A 10,328-nucleotide genomic window follows, 5' to 3' on the forward strand; every position below is an offset into this window, starting at 1 on the left:
TTACTTCATCTCCTTCCGAATTTTCTCAACGATATCATTCGGTTTTGCTTGCTGTAACTGACGATAGCTTTGCTTGCCATCAGATGGGTCGAATTGACAAACAGCTGTAAATTGACAGTAGTCACATGCTGTTTTTGTTTTAAGTTTATAAGGACTAATGGACGTATCCCCTGCTAAAATTCCATCACCAGCCTCTTGATGCTTGCGCCGTACAAAATGCTGTAGATTTTTCATATCATTAACAGGTACAATACGCGACTGAGATTCTGACGGTGTCCCATCTTTCTTCATATAGACAGGAATAATTTTTGAATGCCCACTCGATTCCTCTAATTGCTCATCCATCGATAAAATGGCCTCCGCATTTTCTGACAAAAGACCTTTCATTTTGTATTGTTTTAAACGGTCTTCTTCAATTTCACTATCACTTAAATCCTTATCAAGCTTTAGCATTGGATTGTGGACATGTACATAAAGAACCCCAGCTGGCTCCGCCTCACCTGGCAGCCAATAAGAAGCGTTTTCCATCGCCACATCTAAATACGTTAGTACCTGTAGAGACAAACCGTGGTAAACCTCATTCAAATCTAAATCACGAGCGGATGATTTATAATCGACGATCCGTAAATAAGAGCGGTCATCAATAGACGCACTATCCACTCTATCAATACGACCTCGCATAAACATTTTCTTACCACCTGTTAAATCTATTTCAAGTGGAGGAAGCTGTTCATTTTGCCCCGGTCCAAATGATGCCTCAATGGCAATTGGCTTAAAGTGAGATACATTCGCATGCTGTGTAAGTGCCGTCATTGTTCGCTCGACAATACGAATAAGTTTGCGTTGAATGTAGCGATAACGTGCGCTTGACAGTAAGATTTGATGTGAAAATACCGGCACAATTTGCTCTACAGCTTGGCGTGCTAATTGTTTAATTTGCTGCTTTGTTAAACGTATCCATGATAGTTGCAGACGGTGTGTCTCTTCAGTAATCCATTTCAATGCCTCATGGAATAAATCACCCATTGCAAATGTTTCTAGTCTGTACTCTGCCCGCTCTTCTAGATGAAGTCCATACGTTGTAAAATGAGAGAATGGGCAACGGAAATATTTCTCAATACGAGACACGCTAGATGTTAGCTTTTGACCATATAATTCCTGAGTGATGTGGTTTTCTAATGGTTCTGCTTCATTTTTATGAGTGATTGGATGTAAAACTCGATCATAAATAAGTGCCCAATAAGGGTCTTGTTTATAAAATTTTTGTAAAGCAAGCCACTCTGGCGCTAGTTCTCGACTATGTTCAGCTTGACGTTTTTGCACCATTAAATGTGCTAAAGCTGTACGTGGATGGCGTAAATACGGTAATGCACTTTCATCCAATAGTTCAATTGGATCGATTACAACTCGCTCGACCTCGACACCGCTCAAAAGGCCTGCCGTTTTATCATTGCCGATAATTTTCTTTATATAGAGTGAAGACAGTAGCGCCTTGCCCTCTTCATCTGCCGTTGGATAGGACATATATAATTTATCGGAGGATGTCGTTAAAGCTCGATATAGCAAGAAATTTTCCTGCAGTAAACGATTTTTAGATGTTGGCGCCAGTTCATAGCCAATTTGACTAAACCATTCACGTTCGTTATCTGACAGCAATCCCTCATAATCCATACGAGTTGGATAGACTCCATCATTCATTCCTAAGACAAAAGCGACTTTTATATTCGATAAACGAGCTAAATCAACTGTCGCTACCATAACTTCATCTAATGTAGGCGGGATACGCGAAAATTCTAATGTATCAAAGCCCTCGTCTAAGATTTTCGCCGCTTCCTCTACGGACATCTCCTGCTCACCAAACATATACACAAACTGATCGAGCACTGCAATCCATTCTTTCCACGCTTGATCATGCTCACTTGCAGCTAATGCATCGCCTCGATCAAGTTCACGGTCTTTCATTGCTTGAAGCTTTTCATAAACATTTAAATGCTCAATCAACTCAAATAAAGCTGTCGCTACATCTCTACCTGTTGTCGCCACTTCCAGCTTGTCCTGTAATGATTTAAGCGGCTGACGAATTTCGTTGCGAATAGCCTCGATTTCTGCCTGCATTGCACGTTCTTCATCCGTCTGCACTCGTGAATGGAATTCTAGTCCACGATACTTTTTGAAAAACCATCGAGCTTCTTCAAACCAGCGCTCTCCAAAAACGCCCTGTGCTAAACAGTAGTTTTCTAAACGATCCGCTCGCTCACGCCAAACATTTAATTCTGCATGTAACGGGAAAAATAAATCTGTTTTCACACTACGAAAAACCGGTTCATACTTCCAATTGGAAGTAATAACCTCTAAAGCAGATCGACTAAGTTCAATTAAAGGGTGATGTAACATCGTCTTTTTCGAATTTGTAAAAATAGGAATTTCATATTGTTGGAAAATTGTTGTAATGAGCGGGTCATAGACTTCTGCTTGTCTATAAAGAAGTACTATATCTTGATAACGATACCCTTTCTCTCTCGTCAGCTTTGTTATTTCCCGGGCAATGGCATGTATCTCCGCACGTCGATTAGATGCTTCAAGCACCATTACATCACCTGAAGTTTCTTTCGTTTGAGGCACCATATCAGCAAAGAGAGCTTCCATATGTTGTAAATCACTAGACTGGAAACGATACGTATTATAGAAGTGCAATGGTGCTTCAACTTCAATGCCTTCTTCATATGCAATATCGTGTAAACGTTGGTTCGTAGAAGCGGCTTCATGGAATAAAGATTGCTCATCATAAACTTCATCGATATGGTCAAAGGGAAGAACTACCGTTACCTGTTTTGTCACCTTTAATAACTCTTTTACAAGCTCTAATTCTCTTACCGTAAATGCTGTAAAACCATCTATATAAATTGACGCCTGCTTCATCGTCTCGGAGCATTTTAGTTGCTCGGTTAAAATCGGATAATACCCCTCACTATCGACATATGTCGTGCCAAGTCGTTCCTCCAAAGCTTGCAAAACTACTTGTAAGTCATTCGTCTTCGCTTGCAATGTATTTGGCGCATCAATGGCTTGCAAAGATGCTGTCACTTCAGCTAGCACCGAACTATTTACACTATAACGACTAAACTCTCGTAATAGCGATTCAATTTCCTCCGTAAAGCCTCGTTTCCCAGCTGCTTGTCGAAATAATGAAAACTCACTTTTTTGTTCCTCTAAAAGTTTGCGAATAAGCATTCGATAGCCATAGCCATTTACTTCTTTTCGAGCAATACCACCCGTTTCCTGTAATACTAGCCATGCTAATCGTTTAAATGTCATGACCTGCGCACGGATTAAGCCTTTCAAGTCATGCTTATTCGTAAGCTCATACTCCGTTGAATAAGACATTTGGTCAGGTACAATCACAAAAATTGGATGACCTAACGGATCTGTTTTTAGTTGCTCGACAATCTCTTGATGAATAAACGTTGATTTACCCGTTCCTGAACGTCCTGATACAATACGCAATGTCATGTACTTTTCTCCTCCTGTTAATATATCTATATCAATTATGCCTCGGCATAATTGCGTCCGGAATCGGCTTTGTGCTTAGGCCTGCAGGATGCAGCAGGTCAGTTAGCCGTTATCGCAAGGATGCGATGATTTTAGGCTAACATCCTTTATTAACGCCTGTCCGATTTCCGTGACATCCGCCGAGGCTTTAACTTCTTTCAGTAGATGTTTGTACACCCGCTAAAAAGTAACTTAAACCCGAATTCATTACAACACCTATAGAGATGGGAGCAATGTTAGTCGTAAATACACGGGCTTTGCTGGTCTACCTGAGCAGTTTTTGCATGGACCCGATTACTTTGATGGTTCCCCCGAGCTTTTTGCTTCTCTAACTTTGCATTTTACTATTTTATCTAAACGCTGCTCCACGTTTCTCGAACATCGCCTTACCTTTATGAATGAAGATAAAAAACCCCTTCTCTCATTTTACATGATAAAAGGGGTAAGATGTGCATATTCAACTTTCAACGTTGATGATTTTTCGTCAATTTTCTCGCATGTTTTAAGTCTCTTTCTACCCGGGCATTTAATCGTTTCTCCATAAACTTGCCAACCCACCAAAGCAAGACAATCGCAACAGCTGCAATAATCAGTCTAACAGGGCTCGTTAGGAGAGACTTTAAATCGTAACCAAGTACGCTCATTCCTAAAATCATAACGAACTTCCCAGCCAATAACACCACAAAATAAAACTTTTTATGAATATGAGATAGACCCGCTACAATGTTTACAATGATTGAGGGGGTAAAAGGAAAACAAAGTAACACGAACAGAGGACTAATACCATTCATATCTACCCATTTAATTAGCTTCTCTACTTTTTTACTGCCTGTTACAAATCGAAGCTTTGGATGCTTGCCAAAATGTCGGACAAGCAAAAATACCGCATATGAGCCCGCTACGGATCCTATCCAGGATAATAAAAAACCTAACCATAAACCAAATGCGCTCGCATTTGCGACAACGAACACGACCAAAGGTAAAAATGGAAAAAACGCCTCTATAAACGTTAAAAATAAACCAATGACCGGGCCAAGCGTTCGATATTGTGCCGCAATCTGCTCAATATTATCTACAGTAAACCATTCACTCAAAATCGACACCTCTATTTATATTGCAAAATCAAATGTAAAATCGTTAACTTTTCCGAAGTATTTTTATACTCATGTGGTTGATGTCCTGAGAATACTAGTGTATCCCCTTCTTCTAGTAATTCATGCATCTCCCCAGCAGAAATATTGGCCTGCCCTTGGATTACAGTCACAGTTTCCTCTACCCCTTCTGTGTGGGCTTCACTTCTACTGAAAGCACCGGGCTCCATTTCAATCCTATAAAGTTCCCAGCCACGATCTGGATTATAAGGAATAATGGAATACACACGATATCGCCCCTCATCTTCATCTACACGTGGCGCATCCTTACTACTATATTTCATGAAGTGTGCTGTTGGTGCTTGTAATAATGAGGAAAATGAAGTACGCATTCCCGCAGCAATTTTCCAAATCGTTGATACTGTAGGATTTGCCTCCCCTTTTTCAATTTGGGCCAGTTGAGCTTTACTTACCCCTGTAGCTTTGGCAACATCATCTAAGCTTAAATGACGTTGTTGCCGGATCTTCTTTAATTGAAATGCCAAATTTCGACTCATTTGCTCCATTTTTTTTCACCAATTTCTATTGTTTATTTTATCAGACATATGTATACTTTAATAAACACAACTAACTATCAGACTATTCCATTATTAGTATACATGGAAATTTTTAAGAAAGGACGATTTATTTATGACAAGTACAACCGATTTTCAGAATGAAACAGCAAACATGCCAGACGATAGCTTTTTACAAGGCGTTAAAGATTGTGTTCCCACTTTACTCGGTTATATAAGCATAGGACTCGCTTTCGGTGTTGTAGGTTCCGCTTCTGGGTTATCTGTATTCGAAATTGCACTATTAACTATACTCATCTATGCAGGCTCCGCACAATTTATCTTTTGTGCACTTCTTTTAACAAATAGCCCTGCTTCTGCTATTATTGTAACCATTTTTGTTGTAAATCTACGCCATTTATTAATGAGTTTAACATTAGCTCCGCACTTTACACGCTATTCCATGCTAAGAAATGTTGGTTTCGGCACATTATTGACGGACGAAACATTTGGCGTTGCTGTTACAAAGCAAATGCAAAGCGGGAAATTACATGGCAAATGGATGGATGGGCTGAACATAACTGCTTACTCATTTTGGATTCTTTCTTGTGTAGCTGGCGCATATTTAGGACAGTGGGTAGCAACTCCTGAAAAGTGGGGTCTAGATTTCGCATTGGTTGCTATGTTTGTGGCACTTCTTGTTCTCCAACTTAACAGTGTAGGTAAAAGTAAAATAATGCATTATCTTATGTTAATAGGCTATATGGTTGTCATTATGTATGGTCTTTCTTATATTGTGCCCTCCCATGTGGCTGTTCTTCTTTCAACAGTTATTGTAGCAACTATAGGGGTGGTGACAGATAAATGACGACAACTACTACTATGGTATGGCTCATCATTGGCTGTGCACTTGTCACTTGGCTACCACGTATTATTCCTTTTATTTTCGTTCGAAATGTAAAACTACCTGAGGTTGTATTAAAATGGCTAAGCTTTATCCCAGTTTGTATTTTGAGTGCTCTTGTCATCGAAAACTTATTGGATACAGAAAGCGGAAAAATTGTTACATTAAATTGGCCCGTATTGATTACCTTTGTGCCAACCCTTATAATTGCAATTATTACCAAAAGCTTATCTATTACAGTTGTAGCGGGGGTTATCATTATGGCAGCCGTAAGATTCTTCATGTAAAAAGGTCAGTCTTAAAAGTGAGAAAGCTATCACTTTGGACTGACCTTTTATATTAATTTTTGTTTTTTTTCATTTTACTTGCTAGCCAAAAGCCTACTGTTAACGAAAATGCATCGATTACGAAGATAAGAGGCGGCGAAGTATATCCTGCATAGACAGACGCCGCAATAAGCGCAATTGCCAATATTAAGGCAACATACCGATTATACGTAATTCTAGTAAACAATAATACGAGTAATGCTGGTAAAAATAACGCTAGCATCATTTTCCCAAAAACATCCATCATATATCCCTCTGCTCAGCTAGTAATAATCCAATGCGATAATGATCATTGCTATATATAACATGCTGTGTTAAGCGTATTTCATTGTTACGATCTATTACTTCTAGACGGCAATGTGCAGCATTTAATTGCAAAGCCTCGTATAAATCATTTTCAGTAAAAATGGTCTGACCGTTTACTTTACGAATACATTCTCCTGCCAGTAAGCCCATTTTTTCAGCAGGTGAATCAGGTAAGACAGCCGCAATAATAGCGCCCTTTGAATTTGGTGCAACCGCATAAATGTCTGTTTTATCTTGCAGCGCATAGAAGATTGTGATAATGATACGAATCACTGCACCAATTACCAACGTGATAAAGCCAATTAACGGCTCCAACGCAGCAACAAGTCCACCTACTAAAATTAACTGCCCTAGTATTAGCACCGCTCGGCCAATTTTAGGCAATTGCAAAGTCGGCAATTCTTTTCGAGTAAGCTTTGAAAAGCCTATGACGAGTGGAAATAGTACAAGTGCAAAAGTACTCTCCCCTAATGTAAATTGTGGCCAATATGGGAAATCTACAGGAATAATATCACCAGGTATTACAAAGAAAATTGGCAATATCCATACATTTCTTGAACGATAGACAATTGCCTGCATACCTCGCTTCGTCTTTTCAACTCTCGGTGTCGTTACCTTCATTGCTGTTCGACGAATTAATATCCCCTCAGCAATCACACTTAGACCTGCTAAAACCGTAATCGTTATAATGGAACCATCTAATAAATTTACACCTTCTAAAGAGATTTTCCACCAAGAAAATGTCCAATTGTAATGGTACATCAACCACATTGCTAATGTCGCAAGCCCCATTGTATAGATAGGTGAAAGTGCATTAATGAAGAACAGTAATAGTGCCAACGCAGAAATAGCGATTAAATTCATTAAAAAAGCTTTAGGCACTGTTAAACCTAAACCAACACTTATGAGTGAAATGAGGAGGGCATTTAGCCACCCAAATTTCCATTGACCAATTAGCTCTGTCCAACCCCAAATAATACGTCTATTAAAAAACTTCCGCTCCTGTTTTACACGACTATAACCTAATAAAACCGCAAATAACATTGCGATATACATTAATGGGTTGATTAAAAAGCGGCCAATCGCTGTTACAATTTCTATTAAAATATCACTAACCATACGAACACCCGCCGTTTCTATCTTGAATACTATGATTTTATTGTATCAAACGACTACACTCTTGCGTAGTACAATCTAGCAGAAAGCCTTCTATTCTTATTTTTTTATGTATTCAGCGGATATTAATTTAAAACGTTGCAAGTATGTCGATTACCATTTTTATGAATTAAGCCGAACATTCGAATATTTCTTGTAACTTAAATTTGTAATAAGTGTCTAATAACTAGGAGGTGTTATATTGAAAGTTCTTAAAAAGATGATATTTATTTCTGTATTTGCTTTGTTGATATCTTCTTGCAGTAACTTCACTTTTCTTAAAGGGTGTCCTGATGGGGAAATTGAATGGGTGGATGTGTTGATGATTAACGATATACAGTATGAGCATCATATTCCAGAGCCAGTGAATGAAAATCTTCCTATAACGATTGAAAAAGGTAAAGAACTTGGTAAAGTGACATATAAAATGGCTGACAGTGCATGCAGTAATCACAAGATGCAAAATGGTGATGCGACATATTTAAAAGAAGGAACAATCATTTCTGAAATAAAAGGATATCCATCTTCCTTGATTATTGCTGCAAATAATGATGTTTATGTAGCCAACACAAATAAAAAGGCAAAAACAGTAGGAGAACTTTACCCTATGGATCATTTGGTGAAGAATATCTATTTTGAAAGCACTGAAGATGGCAAGAGAATACACACATTCTCACAGTCTTCTAAGGATACGTTCCTAGCCGCATTTTATGAATTAAAATTAGAAGATGTACAATCATTAATTGATGTAGGTAAGCTAGAAGATACACGTATATTTTTGGGGATTGAACTTAATAATGGTGTTTCATTTAGGCAGCTTTACTGGAGCGACTCTAATACATTCCAGAATGGAGCAATTGGGAACGATAAGATAAAGGAAGTTATTAACTATGAATTATCAAATCTAAAAAAATAATACAAGTAATATAATAAAAATTCCTACAATCATGAGCTGTAGAAGTCGCTATTTTTCAAATTGTGCTATCAAAGTTGTTTCTACAGCTTGAGACGGAAAAGAAAGCATTTTAATCAAACTTTGTTCAATGTGCTTTCTTTTCATTTGATGATTTGTCAAATTAAGTGCAACAATTGCTCATTAAAAGCCTCGTTTGCAGTTTTCCAACCAAGACATTTTCTTGGTCGGTTGTTGATATAGTTTAATGATTCTGTTAGTTCTTCTGGTGATACTTCTTCAAAATTTGTTTGCTTAGGGAAGAACTCGTGAAGTAATCCATTCCCATTTTCATTACTTCCGCGCTGCCAAGAAGAATAGCATCCGCAAAATAAACATCAATTTTCAAGTCATTTTCTAACACTTTATAGCAGCTAAATTCTTTACCTCGGTCTTGTTGTGGCTGTTTTTATAGCGCCTTTGGGTAATTTAGTATGAAGTAGACGTACTGCTCTTTCCATTGATTGAGCTGAGCGATCCGGTATCAAAAAGCCAACATACCACCGTGTCATTTGCTCAATAAATGTTGCTACACAACCTTTTGCTTTCCCACGTCTAGATACAACTGTATCTAACTCACAATGTCCAAAGGTTTCACGTTTACGTACTTCTTTTGGGCGTTTAGAAATTGGTGTACCAATGTTAAATCTTCCTCTTGTTTCGCGGGGCTTTTGGCGCTTTCCTTTTTGACGGAGAACGGTTATAGGCACTTCTAAAAGACCATCGTAAATCCAGCGATAGATGGTTTTAAAACTCAGCTGTCCTTGATATAAACGGCCGACAATTTGTTCAGGCGACCAAGTATCCCGCAACTTTTCTTGAACAGCTTCTTTTACTTCTGGCGTATATTTTAACTTGGCACCACAGTTGGATTTATTTTGTTGGTAACGTACTTGTGCTTCGTCAGCCGTACTACCGGCGTGGCGTTTTATTTCTCTGGAAATCGTAGAAGGTTGACGATTTAAGAGTTTCGCTATTTTACGAATCGAATAATCAAGTTCCAGGTATGTTTCTATTTTTACACGTTCTGATATGGTAAGATGAGTATAGCTCATAACAATTCCTCCGTTTGAATGTTGGTGTGGTAACTACATTCTACACGAGGTCGTTATGGGCTTCCTTTATGTTGACATCTGGGTGTTGCACTTAATATTACAATCCATCATTTATAAAAAATGATTTTTAGAATTACTTTTAATCAAACTTTATTCTAAACAAACTAACCTTTAGGTCCTGCATCTTCGTCAGCTGGTGCTCGATATTTTGCTCCATCGCCCATTACTTTTCCGAGGAGTTTCCTTATTTCTTAACCTTCGGCTAGATAAATGGCAGAACCCATAACCATTTTTATCGTATTATTTGGGTTAACCAGCTGGAAAAATGCAAATAAAAAAGTCGAGGAATAAATCCTCGACTTTTCTAGGTGCCTAGCGACGTCCTACTCTCACAGGGGGAAGCCCCCAACTACCATCGGCGCTAAAGAGCTTAACT

Annotated in this window: 8 protein-coding genes and 1 pseudogene; 3 read left to right on the forward strand and 6 right to left on the reverse strand. The window is 38.5% G+C overall.

Annotation, left to right across the window (positions count from 1 at the left end; genetic code table 11):
• From addB to ACIQZA_RS15505, 3 genes are all read right to left on the reverse strand, one after another.
• Window positions 1-3,510, reverse strand: a complete 3,510-nt coding sequence (gene addB / locus ACIQZA_RS15495) for a helicase-exonuclease AddAB subunit AddB (protein ID WP_402882372.1) — start codon at window positions 3,508-3,510, stop codon at window positions 1-3.
• Between the two features lie 503 nt (window positions 3,511-4,013).
• A complete protein-coding gene (locus ACIQZA_RS15500; protein WP_142510284.1) occupies window positions 4,014-4,643 on the reverse strand; it encodes a TVP38/TMEM64 family protein in 630 nt (209 codons plus the stop codon).
• Between the two features lie 11 nt (window positions 4,644-4,654).
• On the reverse strand, window positions 4,655-5,206 hold the full coding sequence (locus tag ACIQZA_RS15505) for a helix-turn-helix domain-containing protein (RefSeq protein ID WP_323653037.1): 552 nt from the start codon (window positions 5,204-5,206) through the stop codon (window positions 4,655-4,657).
• A 124-nt stretch (window positions 5,207-5,330) separates the two neighbouring features.
• Here ACIQZA_RS15505 and ACIQZA_RS15510 point away from each other — a divergent pair, with 124 nt between their 5' ends.
• Together ACIQZA_RS15510 and ACIQZA_RS15515 are read left to right on the forward strand one after the other, a co-directional pair.
• Complete coding sequence (locus tag ACIQZA_RS15510; protein WP_142510286.1) at window positions 5,331-6,062, forward strand: AzlC family ABC transporter permease; 732 nt, start codon at window positions 5,331-5,333, stop codon at window positions 6,060-6,062.
• Window positions 6,059-6,385, forward strand: a complete 327-nt coding sequence (locus ACIQZA_RS15515) for an AzlD domain-containing protein (protein ID WP_142510287.1) — start codon at window positions 6,059-6,061, stop codon at window positions 6,383-6,385. The genes ACIQZA_RS15510 and ACIQZA_RS15515 overlap by 4 nt, the downstream gene beginning before the upstream one ends.
• Before the next feature lie 52 nt (window positions 6,386-6,437).
• Here ACIQZA_RS15515 and ACIQZA_RS15520 read toward each other — a convergent pair whose 3' ends face one another.
• Both ACIQZA_RS15520 and ACIQZA_RS15525 read right to left on the reverse strand, forming a co-directional pair.
• On the reverse strand, window positions 6,438-6,668 hold the full coding sequence (locus tag ACIQZA_RS15520) for a DUF2198 family protein (RefSeq protein WP_400941433.1): 231 nt from the start codon (window positions 6,666-6,668) through the stop codon (window positions 6,438-6,440).
• Complete coding sequence (locus ACIQZA_RS15525) at window positions 6,668-7,849, reverse strand: PDZ domain-containing protein (protein ID WP_400941377.1); 1,182 nt, start codon at window positions 7,847-7,849, stop codon at window positions 6,668-6,670. The genes ACIQZA_RS15520 and ACIQZA_RS15525 overlap by 1 nt, the downstream gene beginning before the upstream one ends.
• Window positions 7,850-8,087: 238 nt before the next feature.
• Here ACIQZA_RS15525 and ACIQZA_RS15530 point away from each other — a divergent pair, with 238 nt between their 5' ends.
• Complete coding sequence (locus tag ACIQZA_RS15530; RefSeq protein ID WP_402882376.1) at window positions 8,088-8,801, forward strand: hypothetical protein; 714 nt, start codon at window positions 8,088-8,090, stop codon at window positions 8,799-8,801.
• A gap of 155 nt (window positions 8,802-8,956) precedes the next feature.
• On the opposite strand, the pseudogene ACIQZA_RS15535 reads toward ACIQZA_RS15530, so the two are convergent.
• Window positions 8,957-9,892: pseudogene (locus ACIQZA_RS15535) on the reverse strand (IS30 family transposase).
• Window positions 9,893-10,328: the final 436 nt, after the last annotated feature.

Origin of the sequence: Lysinibacillus sp. NPDC096382, assembly GCF_044762845.1 — a bacterium.
Taxonomy (GTDB): domain Bacteria; phylum Bacillota; class Bacilli; order Bacillales_A; family Planococcaceae; genus Lysinibacillus.

Coding starts and splice junctions, on each gene's coding strand:
- addB (WP_402882372.1), bottom strand. CDS start 3,510: ATGACATTGCGTATTGTATCAGGACGTTCAGGAACGGGTAAATCAACG.
- ACIQZA_RS15505 (WP_323653037.1), bottom strand. CDS start 5,206: ATGGAGCAAATGAGTCGAAATTTGGCATTTCAATTAAAGAAGATCCGG.
- ACIQZA_RS15510 (WP_142510286.1), top strand. CDS start 5,331: ATGACAAGTACAACCGATTTTCAGAATGAAACAGCAAACATGCCAGAC.
- ACIQZA_RS15515 (WP_142510287.1), top strand. CDS start 6,059: ATGACGACAACTACTACTATGGTATGGCTCATCATTGGCTGTGCACTT.
- ACIQZA_RS15520 (WP_400941433.1), bottom strand. CDS start 6,668: ATGGATGTTTTTGGGAAAATGATGCTAGCGTTATTTTTACCAGCATTA.
- ACIQZA_RS15525 (WP_400941377.1), bottom strand. CDS start 7,849: ATGGTTAGTGATATTTTAATAGAAATTGTAACAGCGATTGGCCGCTTT.